The sequence below is a fragment of the Eoetvoesiella caeni genome, from assembly GCF_003315175.1.
Taxonomy (GTDB): domain Bacteria; phylum Pseudomonadota; class Gammaproteobacteria; order Burkholderiales; family Burkholderiaceae_B; genus Eoetvoesia; species Eoetvoesia caeni.
The window spans coordinates 121,273-143,724 of sequence record NZ_QNRQ01000006.1; the positions used below are offsets into that span (position 1 = coordinate 121,273).

Here is a 22,452-nt window from a genome sequence, read left to right on the forward strand (position 1 = left end):
GCGAGCGGCACCGCCCCGTGGGGGCCTCCGGAGTTTTTGAAGGCAGAGCGCCTGCCCCTGGGGGAGCGGTGGGCAGGCTCGAGAGCAGTCAGGGTCCCAACGGATGAAGCACAGAGGGTATATTGGCGCTTTCGATGTGCGGATAAAACATGTTTACGGAATCGACGCCGATATCCCTGGATGAACTGTCAGGCCTGCCCAGCACGGCAACTTTGGTGCTGACGGTCAACAATCGCTACGCCCGCCGTATTCTGGCCGACCTGTCGGTTCAGCTCGATGCGCAGAGGCAAGTCATGTCGCTGCCCGACATCGTGCCCTTGTCCGCGTGGCTGCAACAGGCCAGCGACCAGCTTTCGTTCATTGCGGACAGCGGCCTGGCGTCCCATACGGTCGACGCCTTCGGCGCGCGCTGCCTGTGGCAGAAGGTTATTCTGGACGCTGAGCCCGACCGTGTCTTGCTGGACGTGGGCCTGGCCGCGCGCCTGGCGCAAGACGCCGACCGCCTGGTTTCCGAGTGGCAGCTTCAGGTGCCGCCCGAAATGGAGACCAGTGATTACCAGCGTTTCAAAGTCTGGCGCCAGGCCTATCGGCAAAGTCTGCAAAGCATGGACGCCGAGGACAGCGTGCTGGGGTTTGAACGTGTACACGAAGCGATAGCGCAGGGCGTTTTGCCCTTCCATTTTCAGCATCTGGTGCTGGCCGGCTTCAACGAGCTTGCGCCGCGTTTGTCGGGGTTGGTGCAGGCCCTGCTCGGCCAGGGCGTCAGCGTTCATGCGCTGCGGGCCGACGAGCAGCCCGCCGCCGCGCTGCAACGTATACAGGCTTCCGATCCCGATACCGAATGGCGCCTGGCGGCGCATTGGGCACAAACGCAGTTGCGCGCCAACCCGGGCGGCCGTTATGCCATTGTGGCGGCCAGCCTGGAAAGCGATGTGGTGCTGGCGCATCGGGTCTTGCGCGAGGCCTTGCGGGGAACAGAGCACGAGCCGGCCTTGCCCTATAACGTGGCGGTGGCGCGGCCGCTGGCCGATTGGCCGTTGGTGCGCGCCGCGCTTGCCTGGTTGCGGCTGTTGCACACGCTCTTGCGGCGCAAGCAATGCGAACCGAAGCTGGCCGGCGAGGCACTGCTGGCCGGCGGTTGCGTTGCACATGCGGCCGAGGCGGCGGGACGGGCGCTGATCGATGCCGCCTGGCGCAGGAAAGCTGTCGTCAGCGTGTCCAAAGGACGGTTTGAAGAACAGTTGGCGCAATGGACGCCGCGGCTGGCACAAGCATGGAGCGACTGCCTTGCCATGGCGGCAGACTGGCGCGACGGCACGTTGGACGCTTGGGTGCAGCGTTTCCGTTCCGTACTGCAGGCGCTGGGGTTCCCTGGCGAGGCCATGCTGGACAGCCATGCTTATCAAGTGGTCGAAACGCTCGATCGGGCTTTCGACCGTCTTGCGCGCCAGTCGGCGGTGCTGGGCAGTGTGGATTTCGGCCAGGCCGTTGCGCTATTGGCCCGGCTTGCGCGCGAAACGCCGTTTCAGCCGCAGCGCGATCCGGCTGCGCGCCTGGACGTTCAAGGGTTTCTGGAGGCTGAAGGCGGGCGTTGGGACGGCGTATGGATATTGGGCCTGACCGACGAAGTCCTGCCGGCTTCGCCCAAGCCCAATCCCCTGATTCCTCTGGCTGCGCTAAGGCAGGCCGATGCGCCGCGCGCGACACCCGAGCGGGAGTTGAAATGGGCTCAGGACTTGTATGGCGCCCTGTTGCGTTGCGCGCCGCAAGTATGGGTAAGCCACGCCCTGCACGAGGGCGAACGCGAATTGCGGCCCAGTCCATGTATCGAGAATCTGGCGGCTGGCGAGGCGCCTCCCTTGCCTTCGCCATCGCAGCCATGCGAGCTGGAGTTTTTGCGGGATGAACAGGGGCCGCCGCTGGCGCAGGGCAGCCAAACCCGGGGCGGGATTGCCGTCATCGACACGCAGGCGCGGAATCCCTTGTGGGCCTTTGTCAAATACCGGCTGGGCGCCAGCGAGCTGGCTGATTATGCCGTCTTGTCCGATCAGAACGCACGCGGGCTGTTCTTGCACGAGGCCATTGAATTCGTGTGGCGTTCAGTCGATAGCCAGGAGACCCTGGCGCAGCAGCACGCCAGCGGCGAGTTGCTGGCCCTGGCTGAACAAGCCATTCAGAACTCGGCCGAGCAGCATTTGCGCGACTACAGTCCCGTGCTGCGCGAGCTGGAAGTTGAAAGGGCCAGGGTGGTTCTTGAAAGCTGGTTCGAGCTTGAACTGAAACGGCAGCCGTTTGCCATCGAAGGGGTGGAGCGCAGCTTTCAATGGACGCACGGCGCCCTGGACTTGACCTTGCGGCTGGATCGCATTGACAAGCTGGATGACGGCCGCCTTGCCGTCATCGACTACAAAACAGGTGGCGGCAATATCGACCCCAAAAGCAACTGGATGCGCACTCGCCCCATAGGCTTGCAGTTGCCGTTCTATGCGTCGGTCCTGGCACGGGAAGACGCCCGCGTCGGCGCCTTGGTATTGGCCAGGCTGCATGCGCGCAAGGTCGAGGTCAAAGGGCTGGCCGATGGCAATTACGGTTTTGAAGGCCTGGCCGCGCTGGACGATTGGCCCGAATTCGCCGGCCGCGGCTGGCAGCAGCTTATGGCGGATTGGCGCCACACCATCGAAGGCCTGGCGCAAGAGTATTCGCAAGGAGTGGCGGTCAATCGCAGTTTGCGCGCCGACGACATCAAGTATTGCGATACTTTGCCCTTTTTACGCTTGAATGAAGAGATCCGCCATGACGTCTAAGCAGCCTGACGATATTGCCGTTCGTCTTGCGGCGCTGGACCCGCGTAAATCGTTTTTGATTCAGGCGCCGGCGGGGTCGGGAAAAACCGAGCTGCTGACCGACCGCATCCTGGCGCTGCTGGCCACGGTGAACCGCCCTGAAGAAATTGTTGCCATCACGTTTACGCGCAAGGCCGCTTCGGAAATGCATGCGCGGGTCCTTAGCAAGCTCAAGGCCGGCACCTTGGCGCCGCCGCAAGAAGAACACAAGAAAAACAGCTGGCTGCTGGCGCAGCAGGCCATGCGGCGCAACGACGAACTGGGCTGGAATCTGCTGGAGTATCCGGCTCGTTTGAGCATACGCACCATCGACGCATTTTGCTCGTACCTGGTGCGCGGCATGCCCTGGCTGAGCGGCCTGGGCGGCATGCCGGCCGTGGCGGACAACGCACAAGAGCACTATCTGGCGGCGGCCCGCGCGACGCTGGCCATGATCGATGATGTTGAAGCGGTTGCCTCCCTGGTGTCGCACATGGATGTCGACACTCGCGCCGCCGAAGACTTGCTGGCCGACATGTTGGCCAGCCGGGACCAATGGCTGCCGTTGCTGGCCGACAGCGGCGATGTGGAGCAGTTGCAGAACAATCTTGAACAGGCCATCGAAGAGGACCTGGCCACCGTGGCGCGGGCCATGCCCTTGGGATGGGCGCAAAGCCTGGCGCCGTCGGTGACGCTTGCGGCAGCCGCCTTGCAGCAAAGCGGCGAGGCATTCGATCTTAGCGCCTTGCGCGATTGGTCGGGCGACCCTTTGGGAACCAGTTGCTTCGACGTCGAGCAATGGCAGGCTTTGGCCAACGTGCTGCTGACCGCCACAGGAAGTTTGCGCCGCACGGTAACGAAAAAGCAGGGCTTCGATGCCAAGACCGCTCATAAAGAGCAGTTCGTCGAATGGCTCAAGGGCTGTGAAGCTTGCGAACCATGGATCGCGGGGCTGGCGGGCGTGCGCAATATGCCGGTGGACGGATATTTGCCGGATCAGGAGGCAACGCTGCGTGCGCTGGTGCAAGTGTTATGGCTGGCCTCGGCCCAGCTTAGCTTGCGTTTCGCCGAAGCCGGCGAGGTCGATTTCGTCGAAATTGCCCAGCGCGCCGTCCTGGCCCTGGGACGGGCCGACGACCCCACCGATCTATTGCTAAGCCTGGATGCATCCATTCGCCACTTGCTGGTGGACGAGTTCCAGGACACCAGCCAATCACAGATAGACTTGCTGCGGCGGCTGACCTCGGGCTGGCAGGCGGACGACGGCCGCACTCTGTTTCTGGTGGGCGACCCCATGCAATCCATTTACCGTTTTCGCAAGGCGGAAGTGGGCTGGTTTCTCAAGGTTCAAAAAGAAGGCTTGGGCGAAGTCAAACTGCAGCCGCTTGCCCTGACCAACAACTTCCGCTCGCAGGCCGGCGTGGTCGATTGGGTCAATACGGTTTTTGCGCCCTTGTTTCCCCAATACGAAAACCCCGCCATGGGAGCGATCCCATATACACGCTCGGTGGCTTTCAACGAGGCGCTTGAAATCCCTGGGGTCTTGCTGCATCCGGTATGGTCGACGGCGGGACGCGGCGAAGACGAAGATGGCGAGGCGGCCGCCGGCGAAGAGCTGGTCGTGGGCCTCGTCAGAGAGGCGCTGGAGCGCAACCCGCAAAGCGAGCATCCTGTCGCCATCCTGGTGCGCGCGCGCTCGCATTTACAGGAAATCGTCTTGCGTTTGGCTCGCGAAAACATCCCGTGCCGGGCCGTGGAGCTGGTTTCGCTGAAGTCGCGCCAGGTGGTGGGCGACCTGGTGCAGTTGGCGCGAGCCTTGTCGCATCCGGCCGACCGGCTGGCCTGGTTGTCTGTCTTGCGCTCGCCTTTGTGCGGATTGCGGCTGGAAAGCCTGCATGCCCTGTTTGGCGCCGACCACAGCCAGGCCGTGCCGGCCGTGCTGTCGGCCTGGCTGGCCGCGGGCCAGGACGAGGCGGGCCTGGACCAACATGAGGCCGGGCGCTTGAGGCGCGCAGCAACCGTGCTGCTGGATAGGCGCAACGCCGCGGGCACCATTCCGTTTGCCGCCTGGCTGCAGCAATGCTGGGAAAGACTGGGCGGTGCCGCGGTCTATGCCAGTCCGGAAGATGCGGCCGACGCTGAAAGCCTGTTTCGCCTGATCGAGAAGCTGGCTCCGTACGGCGGCCTGAATCCGGTCGAGTTCGATGCCCAGATAGACCGCCTGTTTGCAGCGCCCAAAAGCACGGGGCGCGCGGTCGAAGTCATGACCATACACAAATCCAAGGGCTTGCAGTTCGACACTGTTATTTTGATGGGCTTGCATCGCCGGGGGCGTGGCGATACCGCGCCGCTGGTCCGTATCGAACAAAGCGAGGGCCGCCTGCTGCTGGGCCCCATCAAGCCTCGCACCGCTGACGAGGCCGATCCGGTTTCCGCCTATCTGGCCGCGCGGGAAAAATTGCGGGCCGGCTTTGAAACCGATCGCCTGCTATATGTTGCGGTTACCCGGGCGCGCGAACAGCTTCATCTGGTCGGCGAGGTGGCCGTGGACGAGCAGGGCGCGGTCAAGGCGCCGCCTTCTTCCAGCCTGCTGGGGCGGCTTTGGGAGCATATCCGCCAGCCCGAGCCGCCGGGATCGGGTCCGCAGGTGGCGGCCAAACCGGGCGAGAACGGGCCGTTGCGCCGGCCGGCATATCTGGTGCGCATGAAAACCGCCAGCACGCCTCCAGAGCCCGCCATGCCTGCAAGCTCCGCCGGCCGTTCCGGTGCCTGGCAATGGCCGGCGGCTTCGGACTTCGAGGCGCTGGCCGGCACGGTGGCGCACGCCTGGCTGGAACGGCTGGGACGTGACGGCATCGACGCCTGGCCGGTTGAACGAGTCAATGCAAGTTTGCCGGTGATCGGCAAGCAGTTGAGCCGGGCGGGGCTAAGCGGCGCGGCTCTGGACAATGCCACCCGGGCCGTGCATGAAACTCTGGCGGCGACCTTGTCCAGTGAACGGGGTCGGTGGCTGCTGCGCGCGGCCCGGGCCTATCGCGAATGGTCGCTGCTGGACGTCAGCGGCCGGGTGTCGGTAATCGATCTGGCTATTTCGGAAGAGGCCGGCTGGCTGGTGGTCGACTACAAGACCGGCGTGCCTCGTGCCGGCGAAGCCATGGCTGCATTCGAGATCCGCATGCGCGAACGCTATCTGGAGCAGATAGAACGGTATTGCGCCTACGTCGGCGCGCTGGACGGGCGTCCGGCCCGTGGGGCGCTTTATTTTCCGCGCGCTGACATCTGGATAGATTGTTAAAAACGGCGGGTATCGTCCTGTTGCGCAATATAGTCGCGCAGGGCGGGGCAAGAAGGGCCAAGTCCTGTTAAACTTCAATTTGGCGGGCCCCTTCGCATGGTTCGGCGGTGAAACTGGTCAGGTCGGGAACGAAGCAGCCATAGTCGTTCAGAGCCAGTGCCGAAGTCAGGCTCGCCTCCTCTTTCTTGCGCTTTGCCTTTGTCCCCCCAAGCCGCATCGAATCCGGTAAACTTTTTGTTTATCCAACGACAGCCTTTTGGCATGAGCTCCCACGCATGACTTATTTGGTATTGGCGCGAAAATGGCGGCCCCGCTCATTCGACACCCTGATCGGGCAAGATCATGTGGTTCGCGCTCTCACGCATGCCTTGTCCACCCAGCGCCTGCACCATGCATGGCTGTTTACCGGGACACGCGGCGTGGGCAAAACCACTTTGTCGCGCATCTTGGCCAAATCGCTTAATTGCGAACAGGGCATTACCCCCACGCCTTGCGGCGTCTGCCGGGCCTGCACCGAGATCGATTCGGGCCGGTTTGTCGACTACCTGGAGCTTGACGCGGCCTCCAATCGCGGCGTCGACGAGATGACGCAATTGCTTGAGCAGGCTGTGTACGCGCCCAGTTCGGGCCGCTTCAAGGTCTACATGATCGACGAAGTGCACATGCTTACCGGGCATGCGTTCAACGCCATGCTCAAAACACTGGAAGAGCCTCCGCCCCACGTCAAATTCATTCTTGCCACGACCGACCCGCAAAAAATTCCGGTCACGGTCTTGTCGCGCTGCCTGCAGTTCAACCTGAAGCAAATGGCGGCCGATGCCATCGTCGGCCATTTGCAGGAAGTGCTGGGCGCCGAAAGCATCGGATACGAAACCCCCGCCTTGCGGCTTATCGCCCAGGCGGCGTCGGGTTCCATGCGCGACGCGCTCTCGCTGACCGATCAGGCTATTGCCTATAGCGCCGGAGAACTCACCACCGATTCCATCCAGGGAATGCTGGGCACCATAGACCAGCGCTACTTGCTGCGGCTGTTGCAGGCCTTGTCCGAAGGCAGCGCCAGCGAAGTCCTGCTGGTAGCCGACGAACTGGCTACCCGGGGGCTGTCGTATTCAGGCGCCTTGGCCGACCTGGCCGTGCTGCTGTCGCGCGTTGCCATCGAGCAGCGCATTCCGGGCGCGGTGCCGGCGGACGACCCCCTGGCCGAAGATATCGCCCGCCTGGGTGCCGGACTGGCGCCCGATCTGGTCCAGCTGTTTTATTCGGTTGCGGTGCATAGCCGCAACGAATTGTCCCTGGCGCCCGATGAATACGCCGGTTTCGTCATGGCCTGCCTGCGCATGCTGGCCCTGGCGCCAGCCGCGCCGCCGCCTGAACCGGGTAGCGGGGCCGCAGCGCCGCAGGACACATCCCAGCAAAGCGCTCCTCGGCAAAACGCGGCGTTGGCAAGCGCGCCACGGCCCGAGCCGGTGGCCGACGGCCAAGCGGCCGCAACTGAGCCGCAGCTTGCTTCCGTCTCGGGGGCACAGCCAGCTGACTCCGCTCAGCAGCCGGCTTCGGCCGCCAGCGCGCCGCTTGCAGGCGGCGCTCGCACAAGCCAGATGGCTGTTGCACCGAAGCCGCCTGTGGCCCCGCAGCGCAGTTCCATTGCACAGCCATCAAACGCCAGACCGGTTCCCGAAGCGTCTACGCCGCCGCCTGCAGCCTCGGCCCCAAATTCCCAGGCCAGGCCTGTTCCGAAGGCCGCCGCGTCCGACGAGAGCACGCCGCACGAGAAGGCGAACCAGCCGGTTGATCGGCACAGCAGCCAGCAGGCGGCGCCCGCCCGGGCCATGCCCCCGGTTGCACAAAACAACGATGTCCCTGCCTGGGAAGACATTCCCGTCGACGAAAGCGCGGGGCAGTTCGAGCCCTACAACGGGCCGCCCCTGGACGAAGCCTACGACGGGCCACCGCTGAACGAATCTTATGATGTGCCGCCGATCGAGTCTTACGAGCGCCCATCGGCGGTGGAATCGGGCGACGACGAATCTTTCGAATCCATGGCGACGGTGCCCGACGATGTCGCGGTGCCGGCATTTACTCCCGCCCGCAAGAAATTCAAATCGCCTCGCTTGCGCGACATGACTTCAGCGGCGTGGCCGACTCTGGCGGCGCAACTGCCTTTGACCGGACTGGCCGCCGAGCTGGCGCGGCAAAGCGAATGGCTGGACGTGCGCGATGACGAAATCAGCTTGCGCGTGGCGGTCAAGACCTTGGCCGAAAGTCCGGGCCAGGCCCGGTTGTGTACACTCTTGTCCGAACATTTCGGCGCAGTCGTGCGCCTGAATGTTGAGTACGGCGCGACGGGCGACGAAACAGCGCATGCCGTTGCGCAGGCCGAAAGGGCGCGGCGCCAACAAGAGGCCGAACAGGCGGTGCTGGTCGATCCTTTCGTGCAAACCTTGATCAACGACTTCGGCGCCATGGTCGTGCCCGGTTCGGTGCGGGCGGCTCCTATCGATAAAGCGGCTTAGCGCCTCCATTTTTATTTTGGGAAACTTATTATGATGAAAGGCCAGATTGCGGGCTTGATGCGGCAAGCGCAGCAAATGCAGGAAAACATGAAAAAAGCGCAGGATGCGCTGGCGGAAATCGTTGTCGAAGGCGGTTCGGGCGGAGGCCTGGTCAAGGTTTCCATGACCTGCCGCCACGATGTCAAGCGCGTTACCATCGACCCAAGCCTGTTGGCCGACGACAAAGACATGCTGGAAGACCTGGTCGCTGCGGCGTTCAACGATGCCTTGCGCAAGGCCGAGGCCACTTCCCAGGAAAAAATGGCCTCCGTGACAGCGGGCATGCCCTTGCCCCCGGGAATGAAGCTGCCGTTCTGATGGAAGCGCCTCTGCCCGAACCCGAGCCGCTCAAGGTGCTGATCGACGCATTGCGCCGGCTGCCGGGTGTGGGCGTGCGTTCGGCGCGGCGCATGGCCTACCACATGCTGCAGCACGACCTGGCCGGGGCGGACCGCCTGTCCCGCGCCTTGGCCGATGCTGTCCATAACCTGGGCCATTGCAGCCGCTGCAACAGCTTTACCGAAGGCGACCTGTGCGCCACCTGTGCCAACCCCAAGCGCGACGAGTCCATACTGTGCGTGGTCGAGACGCCGGCCGATCAAAATATGATCGAATCCAGCCATGGCTACAAGGGCCTGTATTACGTGCTGATGGGCCATCTGGCGCCGCTGGAAGGGGTGGGGCCGGCCGAGCTGCAGTTCGACCGCCTGCTCAAGCGCGCGGGCGACGGCGTGGTGCAGGAAGTCATATTGGCCACCAATTTCACCGCCGAAGGTGAAACCACGGCGCATTACCTGGCCGAGCTGCTGCGCGCGCGCGGCCTGTCGGTGTCGCGGCTGGCGCGGGGCGTGCCGGCCGGCAGCGAACTCGAGTACGTCGATGCGGGCACCATTGCCTGGGCCCTGATGGAAAGACGCTCGACCTGACCATGGGGCAAGGCGTGGGTCTTGCCCGTCAGGGCCAGGCCAAACGACGGCGATTATCGCGGTATTGTCCGCCAAGCGCGCCGGCCGGCGGCGCCTACGGACAGCGCCATGGCATTTATCCCCGTGCTTGCTCCACCAATTTATCCAGCTTGATAGCATCGGCAATGAAAACACGTATTCCTTCAGCCAGCTTTTCGGTGGCCATGGCGTCTTCGTTCAGTTCATACCGAAATGCCAGCTCATTGCTTTCAAGTTGCGGCGGTGGGCTGTTCATTGCGTCTTGCGCATCCAATTGGCGCTCCAGCGGTTCGCGGGTGGCAGCCAGTTACGCCAGCAGTTCGGGGCTGATCGTAAGCAGATCGCAACCGGCCAATGCCTGAATCTGCCCCAGATTGCGAAAACTTGCGCCCATGACTTCGGTGGCAATGCCGTGGGCCTTGTAATAATCGTAAATGCGCTTTACCGATTGCACGCCAGGATCGTTCACACCGGCGTTGGCGGCTTCATCCCATTGGCCGCCGGCGGCTTTCTTGTGCCAGTCGTAAATGCGCCCGACAAAGGGCGAGATAAGTTGCACCCGCGCCTGGGCGCATGCCAGGGCCTGGGGCAGTGAGAACAGCAGGGTCAGGTTGCAGGCGATGCCCTCGGCCTGTAGTGCCTTGGCGGCCTGTATGCCTTCCCAGGTGGAGGCGATTTTTATCAGTATGCGTTCGCGCGCTATGCCTGCTGCCCGGTATAGGCCCATGATCTGATGCGCCCGGGCAATGGTGGCTTGTGTGTCGAACGATAGCCGCGCGTCGACTTCAGTCGAAACCCGTCCCGGTACGATGGCCAGGATTTCCTTGCCGAAGGCGATCAACAGGCGGTCGACGATTTCGCCCAATGGCGCGCCCGCATGGTCGGCCAGGACCCGGTCCAGCAAATGGCGGTATGCGTCTTTTTGCACGGCCTTCAGAATCAGCGAGGGGTTGGTCGTGGCGTCGGTGGGCCGGTGCTCGCGCATGGTTTCGAAGTCGCCGGTGTCGGCGACGACCGTAGTGTATTGGCGTAGCGAATCGAGTTGGTTTTGCATGGCGTCGTAACAGTCGTTGCGCTATATTGGTCAAGCGCGTGGTTGCGGCACAGTTTATGCATAGGCAAGGTCTGCGCAAAGAGCCCTAATAGTAAATGATTGCAGCCAGCCTGCAACAACGGCCGGCGCCGCGGTTTTCTGTGCCGATATCCTTGGCGGGCCTTGGCTGGCGCGGCTGTCCAGAGAAAAGGCGGTCTCAAGGTATAATCGGAGGGTTTGATTACTGACTTTATAACCGGGGTTTACTGTGCTGCCGTCACTTTTTCCTGAGGAGTCCAACTCGTCTCCTTCTGCAATTCTAGCCTTGGCAGACGGTACTATTTTCAAGGGTGTCTCTATCGGCGCCGATGGATATACCGTCGCCGAGGTCGTGTTCAACACTTCCATGACTGGCTATCAGGAAATCCTGACAGATCCCAGTTATAACGGCCAGATCGTTACGCTTACCTATCCGCATATCGGCAATACGGGTGTCAACGACGAAGACGTCGAATCCAGCCGCGTCCATGTCGCGGGGCTGGTGGTGCGCGATTGCTCTTTGCGGGTTTCCAGCTTTCGCGCCACGCAGTCGCTGCCCGACTATCTTAAATCGCAAGGCATCGTGGCCATTTCCGGCATCGATACGCGCAAGCTTACGCGCATCCTTCGCGACGGCGGCGCCCAGGGCGCCTGCATTCTGGTCGGCGACGATGCCCAGCGCGCGGTCGCGCTGGCCCAGGGCTTTCCCGGAATGTCGGGACAGGACCTGGCCAAGGTGGTTTCCATCAAGTCCACAGAAACCTGGACCGAAGGCAGCTGGACGCTGGGGCAGGGCTTTGCGCGCCCCGACTGCAACGGCAAGCATGTGGTTGCCTACGACTTCGGCGCCAAGACCAATATCCTGCGCCTGATCGCCGACCGCGGCTGCCGCGTTACCGTTGTGCCGGCGCAGACGCCGGTGGCTGAAGTGCTGGCGCTAAAGCCCGACGGCATTTTCCTCTCGAATGGCCCTGGCGACCCCGAGCCTTGCGACTACGCCATTGAAACGGCCCGCGTCGCCATGGAAAAGAAAATCCCGCTGTTCGGAATATGCCTTGGCCAGCAGCTTATGGCCCTGGCTTTGGGCGGCAAGACGGTCAAAATGAAGTCCGGCCATCACGGCGCCAATCATCCGGTTCAAGACCTCGACACCGGACGGGTGTTCATTACCAGCCAGAACCATGGGTTTACGGTCGACGTGAACACCTTGCCGGCCAATGCCCGCGCAACCCACGTGTCGCTTTTCGACGGCACGCTCCAAGGGTTCGAACTGACCGACTGTCCGGCCTTCTGCTTTCAGGGCCACCCTGAAGCCAGCCCGGGCCCCCACGACATCATCGGCCTTTTCGATAAATTCATCAGCCTCATGGCCGGACAAAAATAATTCAGCACTATGCCAAAGCGTACCGACATAAAAAGCATTCTTATCATTGGCGCAGGCCCCATCATTATTGGGCAGGCCTGCGAGTTCGACTATTCCGGCGCCCAGGCCTGCAAGGCCCTGAAGGCCGAGGGCTACCGCACCATTTTGGTGAACAGCAACCCCGCCACCATCATGACCGACCCGGAAACGGCCGACGTCACTTATATCGAACCCATTACCTGGCAGGCCGTCGAAAAAATCATCGAGCGTGAAAAGCCCGATGCGCTGCTGCCCACCATGGGCGGCCAGACCGCGCTTAACTGCGCGCTCGACCTGGCGCACAACGGCGTGCTTGAAAAGCATGGCGTGGAACTCATCGGCGCCAACGAGCAAGCCATCGACAAGGCTGAAGACCGCCAGAAGTTCAAGCAGGCCATGACGAAAATAGGCCTGGAATCGGCCAAGTCCGGCGTGGCTCATTCCATGGACGAAGCCTGGGCGGTGCAGCGTCGCATTTCCGAAGAGGCCAGCACCGCCGGCTTTCCGGTGGTGATACGTCCCAGCTTCACCATGGGCGGTTCGGGCGGCGGCATTGCCTATAACCCCGAAGAATTCGAAGCCATTTGCCGTCGCGGCCTGGAGGCTTCGCCCACCAACGAGCTGCTGATCGAAGAATCCTTGCTGGGCTGGAAAGAATACGAAATGGAAGTCGTGCGCGACAGCGCCGACAACTGCATTATCGTGTGCTCTATCGAAAACCTGGACCCCATGGGCGTCCACACCGGCGACTCCATTACCGTGGCGCCCGCGCAGACTCTTACCGACAAAGAGTACCAAATCATGCGCAACGCCTCTATCGCGGTGCTGCGCGAGATCGGCGTCGATACCGGCGGCTCCAACGTGCAGTTCGCGGTCGACCCCAATACCGGGCGCATGATCGTCATCGAGATGAATCCGCGCGTGTCGCGTTCGTCGGCATTGGCGTCCAAGGCCACGGGCTTTCCCATTGCCAAGGTGGCGGCGCGCCTGGCCGTGGGCTACACGCTGGACGAACTGAAAAACGAAATTACCGGCGGCGCCACGCCGGCTTCGTTCGAACCGTCCATCGACTACGTGGTCACCAAGGTGCCGCGTTTCGCCTTCGAAAAATTCCCGCAAGCCGACTCGCGCCTGACCACCCAGATGAAATCGGTGGGCGAAGTCATGGCCATCGGCCGCACATTCCAGGAGTCCTTCCAGAAAGCCTTGCGCGGCCTGGAAGTGGGCGTTGACGGCCTCAATCAAAAAACCACCGACCGCGAAAAGCTGCAAGTCGAGCTGGGCGAGCCCGGCCCTGAGCGCATCTGGTATGTGGGCGACGCGTTTGCCCAGGGCTTCAGCCTGGACGAAGTGCACTCCCTGACCCGCATCGACCCCTGGTTCTTGGCCCAGATCAAGGAAATCGTCGACATCGAGCTGGCGCTCGAACAAAGAACCCTGGCTGAACTGGATCAAACCACAGTGCGCGAACTCAAGCGCCGGGGTTTTTCCGACCGCCGCCTGGCGTTCTTGCTGGACAGCTCCGAAGCCGAAGTGCGCAAACTGCGCCACCAGCTCGGCGTCCGGCCGGTCTACAAGCGGGTCGATACCTGCGCGGCCGAATTCCCGACGAAAACCGCTTATATGTATTCCACCTACGAGGACGAATGCGAAGCGGCGCCCACCGACCGCAAGAAAATCATAGTCCTGGGCGGCGGCCCGAACCGTATCGGCCAGGGCATCGAGTTCGACTATTGCTGCGTGCATGCGGCCCTGGCGCTGCGCGAAGACGGCTATGAAACCATCATGGTCAACTGCAATCCGGAAACCGTATCCACCGACTACGACACGTCCGATCGCCTGTATTTCGAGCCGCTTACCCTTGAAGATGTGCTCGAAATCGTACACAAAGAAAAGCCGGTCGGCATGATCGTGCAGTACGGCGGCCAAACGCCATTGAAGCTGGCGCGCGCGCTCGAGGCCAACGGCGTGCCCATTATCGGCACCAGCCCCGAATCCATCGACGTTGCCGAAGACCGCGAACGTTTCCAGAAACTGCTTACGAAGCTTGGCCTGCGCCAGCCGCCCAACCGCACGGCGCGCACCGAAGGCGAGGCCCTGGCCCATGCCGCGGAAATCGGCTACCCCCTGGTGGTGCGCCCCAGCTACGTGCTGGGCGGGCGTGCCATGGAAATCGTGCACGAGCAGCAAGATCTCGAGCGCTACATGCGCGAGGCCGTCAAGGTCAGCAACGATTCGCCGGTTTTGCTGGACCACTTCCTGAACAACGCCACTGAAGTCGACGTCGATTGCATTGCCGACGGCGAACAAGTCTTTATCGGCGGCGTCATGGAGCACATCGAGCAGGCCGGCGTGCACTCGGGCGACTCTGCCTGCAGCCTGCCTCCGTACTCTTTGTCGCAAGACATCATTGCCGAGATCAAGCGCCAGACATCATTGATGGCGCGTGCCTTGAACGTCAAAGGCCTGATGAACGTGCAGTTTGCGGTTCAGGACGGCGACGTCTACGTGCTTGAAGTGAATCCGCGCGCCTCGCGTACCGTGCCGTTCGTTTCCAAGGCCACCGGTTTGCAACTGGCCAAGATCGCCGCCCGCGCCATGGCCGGCAAAACCCTGGCCAGCCAATCGGTCGTCAATGAAGTGATCCCACCGTATTTTTCGGTCAAGGAAGCGGTCTTTCCCTTCGTAAAATTCCCGGGCGTGGACACCATACTCGGCCCTGAAATGAAATCCACCGGCGAGGTCATGGGCGTGGGCGAAAGCTTCGGCGAAGCCTTCGTCAAGTCCCAGTTGGCGGCCGGTGTGCAACTGCCTGATTCCGGCGTGGCCTTCATCAGCGTGCGCGCGCAGGACAAGCCCGAGGCCGTCGAGGTTGCGCGCGGCCTTATCGACCTTGGCTTCAAGATAGTGGCTACCCGCGGAACGGCGGCGGCAATGCAGGCGGCCGGATTGACGGTGCAAACCGTCAACAAGGTTACCGAGGGCCGTCCGCACATCGTCGACATGGTCAAGAACCAGGAAATCGCGATGGTCATCAATACGGTCGAAGAGCGGCGCAACGCCATTGCCGACTCGCGCACCATCCGTATTGTTTCTTTGGCGGCGCGGGTCACCTTCTTCACGACCATTGCCGGCGCCAGCGCCGCTGTCGAAGGGCTGCAATACTTGCGCAATGGCGGCGGACTGAAGGTGTATTCGCTACAGCAATTGCACGCGTCCTTGCACCCATGATCAGTATTGGGTGCGCATGAACCGCGTATTCATTACCGGAGCGAGCAGCGGCATAGGCGCCGCGCTCGCTTTTTTGTATGCGCGGCGCGGCGCACAGCTTGGCCTGGTGGGACGGCGCACGGATGCGCTTGAAGCGCTGCGGACTTCCTTGCCCGGCGGCGGCCATGAGGTATACGAGCTGGATGTGCGCAACCGGGAAGCCCTGCATGCCGCGGCTCGCCATTTCCTGGCGGGCGGCCCGGTTGACGTGGTGATCGCCAGCGCGGGGATCAGCGCCGGAACATTGACGGAAGAGCTGGATGACTTCGATGTGTTTGAAGCCATCGTGGCGACCAATCTGAACGCTACTGTTGCGACGTTCGAGCCTTTCATCGCATCGATGAAGCAGCGGGGGCAGAGCCGGCTGGTGGGCGTTGCCAGTGTGGCCGCGGTACGGGGCTTGCCGGGCGCGGGCGCATACAGCGCCTCCAAGGCCGCGGTGCGCAACTATTGCGAAAGTCTAAGGGTCGAACTGCGCCCGTCGGGCATCAAGGTGGTGACGCTGGTTCCAGGATTCATCCGCACGCCCATGACGGCGCACAATCCATACAAAATGCCGTTTCTGATGCCGGTCGAGCGCTTCGCCGAACAGGCGGTCCGGGCTATTGAAGCCGGCGTTTCGTACAAGGTTATTCCATGGCAAATGGCGTGGGTAGCGGCGCTGCTGCGTTGCGTGCCCAACGGGCTTTACGATTATTTCGCAGTCCGGCGCAAGCGCAAGCCGCGTTTGCATCCCTGAACGCAGGTCTTTTGCTTGTTGACCCGAGTGCTTCGCCTCGCGGCTTGGCGATCGTGCGACGCATCGGCCTATTTCCGCCAATCCATTCCTGGGACCGCGGCTTGGCCAGCCGCTAACCGGCGGCGCCGCCTTCCACTTTGCCGTCCACATAAAACCATTGCCCGCCTTCCTGTATGAAGCGGCTGGTTTCGTGCATGCGTTGCGCTTTGCCGGCCTCGCGAAAGCGGGCCGTGAATTCGACAATGGCGTGATTGGCGTCGGAGCGTTCATGGCAATGTACGGTCAGGCCCAGCCAGCGTGTGCCATGCGGCGCATTGGGCGGGTCCAGCGCCAAGTCCCCCGGGCGCGTGCTGGAATGCCAGGTGGACAGCAGGTAGGCGGTGTTCGCCAAGGTAAAGGCGGTATAGCGCGAACGCATCAGGCGTTCAGCGTCGGGTGCGGCTGCCGTGCCTTCCAGGTAGGGTTGGCAGCATTGCCTGTAGGCGGCGCCGGGCGGGAGCCCGCCGCAGGGGCAGGCGGGATCGGCTGGTTTCTTTTTCATGATGAGGGTGGTGGGCCAATGTGGACGCGCCGCAAGATATGTCTTGCGACCCCAAGGGGCTGACCTTACACTTTCGCCTGATTCAAGGAATCCCGATATTATCCACTTACTAATAAACAAGGCATAGCAATGTCAAAATCTTATTTTCCTCGTTGGCGCCTGGTGCAAAGCAAGGGGCAGGCGGTGGTTGTACAACCCGACGAGATGCTGTCCTGGCCGCAGAATATCGCCATGGGAGCCCAGCACGTCGTGGCCATGTTCGGCTCGACCATACTGGCTCCGCTGCTTATGGGCTTCGACACCAATGTCGCCATTTTAATGTCCGGCATCGGTACGCTGATTTTCTTCGTTTTCGTGGGCGGCCGGGTTCCCAGCTATCTGGGCTCCAGCTTTGCATTCATTGGCGGAGTCATTGCCGTAACAGGGTATGCGGGCTCGGGCGCCAATGGCAATATTGGCGTGGCGCTGGGCGCCATTATCGCCTGCGGCCTGGTTTATGCCTTGATAGGCCTGCTTGTGTGGTTCATCAATCTGCGCACAGGCGGGGCGGCGCAGTGGATAGACCGCTGGATGCCGCCGGTAGTGACGGGCGCGATCGTGGCCGTCATTGGCCTGAATCTGGCACCTATTGCGGCCAAGGGCGCCATGGGCGGTTCTACCTTCGAGGCCCTGATGGCATTGATGACGGTGCTGTGCGTCGGCGGCGTTGCCGTTTATACCCGGGGCACCGTTCAGCGCCTGCTGATTTTGGTAGGCCTATTGCTGGCCTGCGTGGTCTATGCAGTGCTTACCAACGGCCTGGGCCTGGGCAAGCCCATTGACTTCAGCGCTGTCGCCGCCGCGTCCTGGGTAGGCCTGCCGCACTTCAGCAGTCCGGTATTCGAATCGCACGCCATGAGCGTCATTATTCCTGTTGCCATTATCCTGGTGGCCGAAAACCTCGGGCATATCAAGGCTGTCAGCGCCATGACGGGCAAGAATCTGGACGTCTATCTGGGCCGGGCCTTTTTGGGCGACGGCGTGGCAACTATGCTGTCGGGGGCCGTGGGCGGCACCGGCGTCACCACGTACGCGGAAAACATAGGCGTGATGACGGTCACGCGCATCTATTCCACCCTAGTCTTCGTGCTGGCGGCGCTCATTGCCATTGTGCTGGGCTTTTCACCCAAGTTCGGCGCCTTGATTCAAACCATACCCGGTCCCGTGCTGGGCGGCATGTCCATCGTGGTGTTCGGCTTGATCGCCATCGCGGGCGCGCGCATCTGGGTTGTCAACCAGGTGGACTTCAGCGACAACCGCAACCTTATCGTGGCGGCCGTCACCCTGGTCCTGGGCGCGGGTAATTTTTCGGTGCAATTCGGGGCTTTCAGGCTCGACGGCATCGGCACGGCTACCTTTGGCGCCATTATCTTGTATGCCTTGTTGCGGATCGGCAGCCGCGGCCGCTCATAAACAGAAAGATCGGGTTTTCGGGGCGGGTGGCGGTCATAAGCCGCCATTGCGGCCCATCGACTCCGCCGCCGCGCCGCGAAAAGTTCAGGGCTTGCAATTTGGCCCAACTTTGCCGACAATAGGGCTATGTCCCCGGCACTAACCCGTCGGGGATTCGTTTTGAACCTGGTTTAATTACTGTAAACAGCTATAAAAATCCAGTAGGCCTATAGGTTCAATTTTTCCGAACGGTATTCAACCGCTTCGCGTGATAGCTAACGGGCGCTCCTTTAAGGGGAGCGTCTTTTTACTTTTTATTCAGGAATATTATGTCTGCGATCCCGTTGACTACGAGCGGCGCTGAGCGCTTGCAAAAAGAACTGCACCGTCTGAAGACGATCGAGCGGCCCGAAATCATCAATGCCATTTCCGAAGCCCGTGCACAAGGCGACTTGTCGGAAAATGCCGAATACGACGCCGCGCGCGAGCGCCAGGCATTTGTCGAAGGCCGTATCAAAGAACTTGAAGGCACGCTTTCCAATGCCCAGATCATCGACCCCGCCGCCCTGGACGTCGAAGGCCGGGCCGTGTTTGGCGCCACCGTCGAAATCGAAGACCTCGAATCGGGCGAACGCGTAACCTATCAAATCGTAGGCGACGTCGAAGCCGACATCCGCGCCAACCGTATTTCTGTATCCAGCCCCGTTGCCCGGGCGCTTATCGGCAAGTCCGAGGGCGACGTGGTTGCCGTGCAGGCCCCCGCAGGCGTGCGCGAGTACGAAGTCCTGGGCGTAAGTTACATTTAATCGTCCAGGCCAGGCGCGGTTTGGCCGCGACCGTGTAAAATACCTTCGGCTTGCAGCGGCAATGCCGTTAAATAGCCGGTATGCAAAGATAAAAGAAAAAGCCCATACAGTCTGTGATGGGCTTTATATATTTCATTTCATCTTTATATCAAACGTGCGTTTTCGGCGTAGCGCCGGTAAGTCTTCGCGCTTGGCTGTTGTGTTCGGGCCTGGTCTGTGGACGAAATTGCCGCCAGCCGCGGCCCGTTGGATACAGCGGGCGTGGGTTCCTGGCGATTTTTGTTTACCGGCCGCGTCCGCCGGGGCTGCTGCGCCGGCCGGCGCGTAGCGACAAGGCGCTGCCTGCGCGGCGCGGAATTCGGTGCGCGGAGGTATCGGCGGCCGTCTGGGTACGGCGCGCCTTTGGCGCAGCATTTTGCGCCTTTGGCGCGGCATTTTCAAGGCGTTCGGTTTTTTGGGCGGCGCGCTTGGCGATTTCGCCCTTGCGCGTGCGGTTTACACCGCTGGCCGCCTGCTTTTTGGGCGTATAGGGTTCGCTGGGCTTGCGTTGCGCGCGTGTGGCATTGTGCGCCTCGGCTTCGGCCGCCACGGCGGCAGCGTCGGGGCGGTAGATGATCAGCGTTTTGCCCAGATGATGCACCGGTGCGCAGGACAGGCTGTCGCAAATGGTTTGCAGCATGGTTTCGCGCGCATCCCGGTCTTCGCCGCTGACTCGGATTTTGATTAGCTGGTGGGCAGTAAGATGGACGTCGATTTCTTTGAGGACCGATTCGGACAAGCCGCGGTCGCCAATCAGGACGACTGGACGCAAAGGGTGGGCGGCGGCGCGTAGCGCGCTGCGCTCCTGGGAAGTAATTTCTAATTTGGACATAATGAGATTGTACGGGAATGGCCAAAAAAAAATTCTCAAAAGAGTGGATCCAGCAACATATTAATGATCCATATGTGAAAATGGCGCAACAAAAAGGGTATCGAGCCCGTGCTGCCTTCAAATTGCTTGAAATCCTCGATGCCGAAAAACTGATGCGCCGGGGCGACATTGTGGTGGATCTGGGGTCGGCCCCGGGCAGTTGGTCGCAGGTGGCGCGCGAGCGCATGCTGGGTGCCGGCGGCATTATCGACGGCCGCGTCATTGCGCTCGACCTTCTGCCCATGGAGGCTGTCGCCGGGGTGGAGTTCATCCAGGGCGACTTCCGCGAAGACGCGGTCCTCGAGCAATTGCAACAATTGGTTGGAAATCAGAAAGTCGATCTTGTGATTTCCGACATGGCCCCCAACTTATCCGGTGTGGAGTCGGCCGATTCCGCGCGTATCCAGCACGTATGCGAGCTGGCTCTCGATTTCTCCTGCCGCCATCTGAAACCTGAAGGCGCGTTGATCGTCAAAGCGTTTCACGGCAGTGGGTTTTCGCAGATCGTTGAAATGTTCAAGCGGCATTTCGAACGTGTGCTAGAGCGCAAGCCCAAGGCATCGCGCGATAAGTCGTCGGAAACTTTTTTGGTGGGACGCCGGCTCAAGCGCTGAAGGGCGCCGGAACGGTTCGCGCCATAGCCGAAAGGCATCCCAAACATCGTTCTGGCTATCAGGTTAGAATGGATTCTTGAAATGCTTGTATAGCCGCTGTATTGCGGGGTGGCGTCTACAGGTGGTGGTTACAAGTAGGAGGTTGGCTTTGAACAACTCGTTTTCTAAAGTAGCGGTCTGGATGGTGATCGCGCTCGTGCTGTTTACTGTGTTTAAACAGTTCGACGGGCGCACGGCATCTACGGATACCGTAACCTATACTCAATTCATGACCGATGCCCAGGCTGGCCGCATCAATAAGGTCGACATTCAGGGGGACACTCTATATGTCACTCCGGATGCCGGCCGCGCATACAGCCTGACATCGCCCGGCGACCTCTGGATGGTTCCCGAGCTGGTCAAGGCCGGCGTGCAGGTTTCGGGCAAGGCGCGCGAAGAGCCGTCTTTCCTTACCAGCTTGTTCATTTCGTGGTTCCCCATGCTGCTGCTTATCGGCGTGTGGGTTTTCTTCATGCGCCAGATGCAAGGCGGCGGCAAGGGCGGGGCGTTCAGCTTCGGCAAGTCGCGCGCCCGCATGATGGACGAAAACACCAACAACATTACCTTTGCAGATGTTGCCGGCTGCGACGAAGCCAAAGAAGACGTGCGCGAGCTGGTCGACTTTTTGCGCGACCCCACCAAGTTTCAGCGCCTGGGCGGGCGTATTCCGCGCGGCGTCTTGCTGGTGGGTTCGCCGGGTACCGGTAAAACCCTGCTGGCCAAGGCCATAGCGGGCGAAGCCAAAGTGCCGTTCTTCAGCATTTCCGGCTCCGACTTCGTCGAAATGTTCGTGGGTGTGGGCGCCGCCCGCGTGCGCGACATGTTCGAAAACGCCAAGAAGCAGGCGCCGTGCATTATCTTCATCGACGAAATCGATGCGGTCGGCCGCCAGCGCGGTGCGGGCCTGGGCGGCGGCAACGACGAGCGCGAACAAACGCTTAACCAATTGCTGGTCGAAATGGACGGCTTTGAAACCGGCCAAGGCGTCCTGGTCATTGCTGCCACCAACCGCCCCGACGTGCTTGACCCTGCCTTGCTGCGTCCCGGACGTTTCGACCGTCAGGTCGTGGTGTCGCTGCCCGACATCCGCGGGCGCGAGCAAATCCTTAAAGTCCACATGCGCAAAGTGCCGTTGTCGCAAGACGTCGACCCTCTTGTCCTGGCTCGCGGCACACCGGGCTTTTCCGGCGCCGACCTGGCCAACTTGGTCAACGAGGCGGCTTTGTTTGCCGCGCGCCGCAGCGGGCGTACGGTCGACATGGACGACTTTGAAAAAGCCAAGGACAAGATCATCATGGGCGCCGAGCGGCGCGCGCTGGTCATGCCCGAAGAAGAACGCAGGAACACGGCCTATCACGAGTCCGGCCACGCGCTGGTAGCGCGCAGCCTGCCCAAGACCGACCCAGTCCACAAGGTTACGATCATCCCGCGTGGGCGTGCATTGGGCGTTACCATGCAGTTGCCTGAGGGCGACCGCTACAGCATGGACAAAGAACGCCTGCTGAACACTATCGCGGTCTTGTTCGGTGGCCGTATCGCCGAAGAAGTCTTCATGCATCAAATGACCACGGGCGCATCCAACGACTTCGAGCGTGCCACGGCAATCGCGCGCGATATCGTTACGCGCTACGGCATGACCGACTCCCTGGGGCCGGTGGTGTACGCCGAAAATGAAGGCGAGGTCTTCCTGGGCCGCAGCGTGACCAAAACCACGCATGTCTCCGAAGCGACCATGCAAAAGGTCGACCAGGAAATCCGTGCCATTATCGACGAGCAATACACGGTGGCGCGCACCATCATTGAAGGCAATCGGGACAAAATGGACGCGATGGCCGCTGCGTTGCTCGAATGGGAAACCATCGACGCCGAACAGATCGAAGACATCATGCAAGGGCGGGCGCCGCGCCCACCCAAGAATTTCGATTCTTCCGCGTCCGATACGCCAAACAATAAGCCGCCCACTGGCGTGGCTCCGGTTGGCGATAGCGGCGATGCTGCGACAACGCCGGTCTGAT

General features: G+C 61.6%; 14 protein-coding genes, 1 other RNA gene and 1 pseudogene. 13 read left to right on the plus strand and 3 right to left on the minus strand.

Features of this window, described 5'->3' with window-relative positions; translation table 11 throughout:
• Positions 1 to 149 precede the first annotated feature (149 nt).
• The 6 genes from DFR37_RS12665 (at position 150) to recR (ending at position 9,595) form a co-directional block, all read left to right on the plus strand.
• Positions 150 to 2,804, plus strand: coding sequence for a PD-(D/E)XK nuclease family protein (locus tag DFR37_RS12665; RefSeq protein WP_113933630.1), 2,655 nt, complete (start codon positions 150 to 152; stop codon positions 2,802 to 2,804).
• Positions 2,794 to 6,117, plus strand: a complete 3,324-nt coding sequence (locus tag DFR37_RS12670; protein WP_113933632.1) for a UvrD-helicase domain-containing protein — start codon at positions 2,794 to 2,796, stop codon at positions 6,115 to 6,117. Before DFR37_RS12665 ends, DFR37_RS12670 begins: the two co-directional genes overlap by 11 nt.
• Before the next feature lie 81 nt (positions 6,118 to 6,198).
• Positions 6,199 to 6,296, plus strand: an RNA gene (gene ffs, locus DFR37_RS12675) — signal recognition particle sRNA small type.
• Positions 6,297 to 6,392: 96 nt separating this feature from the next.
• Positions 6,393 to 8,630, plus strand: coding sequence for a DNA polymerase III subunit gamma/tau (locus tag DFR37_RS12680; RefSeq protein WP_113933634.1), 2,238 nt, complete (start codon positions 6,393 to 6,395; stop codon positions 8,628 to 8,630).
• 30 nt (positions 8,631 to 8,660) lie between these two features.
• On the plus strand, positions 8,661 to 8,987 hold the full coding sequence (locus DFR37_RS12685; protein ID WP_113933636.1) for a YbaB/EbfC family nucleoid-associated protein: 327 nt from the start codon (positions 8,661 to 8,663) through the stop codon (positions 8,985 to 8,987).
• Entirely contained in the window at positions 8,987 to 9,595 is a 609-nt protein-coding gene (gene recR, locus DFR37_RS12690; RefSeq protein WP_113933638.1) for a recombination mediator RecR, read from the plus strand. Before DFR37_RS12685 ends, recR begins: the two co-directional genes overlap by 1 nt.
• Before the next feature lie 115 nt (positions 9,596 to 9,710).
• Here the strand turns inward: recR and tal are convergent.
• Positions 9,711 to 10,667, minus strand: a pseudogene (gene tal, locus DFR37_RS12695) (transaldolase).
• A 247-nt stretch (positions 10,668 to 10,914) separates the two neighbouring features.
• Here tal and carA point away from each other — a divergent pair.
• The 3 genes from carA to DFR37_RS12710 are packed head-to-tail and all read left to right on the plus strand — an operon-like array spanning position 10,915 to position 16,096.
• Positions 10,915 to 12,069, plus strand: a complete 1,155-nt coding sequence (carA, locus tag DFR37_RS12700) for a glutamine-hydrolyzing carbamoyl-phosphate synthase small subunit (protein WP_170139905.1) — start codon at positions 10,915 to 10,917, stop codon at positions 12,067 to 12,069.
• A gap of 9 nt (positions 12,070 to 12,078) precedes the next feature.
• On the plus strand, positions 12,079 to 15,318 hold the full coding sequence (gene carB / locus DFR37_RS12705; RefSeq protein WP_113933643.1) for a carbamoyl-phosphate synthase large subunit: 3,240 nt from the start codon (positions 12,079 to 12,081) through the stop codon (positions 15,316 to 15,318).
• A 16-nt stretch (positions 15,319 to 15,334) separates the two neighbouring features.
• On the plus strand, positions 15,335 to 16,096 hold the full coding sequence (locus tag DFR37_RS12710; protein WP_113933644.1) for an SDR family oxidoreductase: 762 nt from the start codon (positions 15,335 to 15,337) through the stop codon (positions 16,094 to 16,096).
• Positions 16,097 to 16,208: 112 nt separating this feature from the next.
• Here DFR37_RS12710 and DFR37_RS12715 read toward each other — a convergent pair whose 3' ends face one another.
• Positions 16,209 to 16,637: a YchJ family protein gene (locus tag DFR37_RS12715; RefSeq protein WP_113933646.1), complete on the minus strand. Its 429-nt coding sequence runs from the start codon at positions 16,635 to 16,637 to the stop codon at positions 16,209 to 16,211.
• Between the two features lie 129 nt (positions 16,638 to 16,766).
• On the opposite strand from DFR37_RS12715, the gene DFR37_RS12720 reads away from it, so the two are divergent.
• Positions 16,767 to 18,089, plus strand: a complete 1,323-nt coding sequence (locus DFR37_RS12720; protein ID WP_113933648.1) for a solute carrier family 23 protein — start codon at positions 16,767 to 16,769, stop codon at positions 18,087 to 18,089.
• Between the two features lie 308 nt (positions 18,090 to 18,397).
• The gene (gene greA, locus DFR37_RS12725; RefSeq protein WP_113933650.1) at positions 18,398 to 18,874 is read left to right on the plus strand and encodes a transcription elongation factor GreA; all 477 of its coding nucleotides are present in this window, start codon (positions 18,398 to 18,400) and stop codon (positions 18,872 to 18,874) included.
• A gap of 283 nt (positions 18,875 to 19,157) precedes the next feature.
• Here greA and DFR37_RS12730 read toward each other — a convergent pair whose 3' ends face one another.
• The gene (locus DFR37_RS12730) at positions 19,158 to 19,745 is read right to left on the minus strand and encodes a YhbY family RNA-binding protein (RefSeq protein WP_113933652.1); all 588 of its coding nucleotides are present in this window, start codon (positions 19,743 to 19,745) and stop codon (positions 19,158 to 19,160) included.
• 17 nt (positions 19,746 to 19,762) lie between these two features.
• Between DFR37_RS12730 and DFR37_RS12735 the strand changes: the two genes are divergently transcribed.
• Complete coding sequence (locus DFR37_RS12735) at positions 19,763 to 20,398, plus strand: RlmE family RNA methyltransferase (RefSeq protein ID WP_113933654.1); 636 nt, start codon at positions 19,763 to 19,765, stop codon at positions 20,396 to 20,398.
• Between the two features lie 148 nt (positions 20,399 to 20,546).
• Complete coding sequence (ftsH, locus tag DFR37_RS12740) at positions 20,547 to 22,451, plus strand: ATP-dependent zinc metalloprotease FtsH (RefSeq protein ID WP_113933657.1); 1,905 nt, start codon at positions 20,547 to 20,549, stop codon at positions 22,449 to 22,451.
• The last annotated feature ends 1 nt before the right edge of the window (position 22,452 follow it).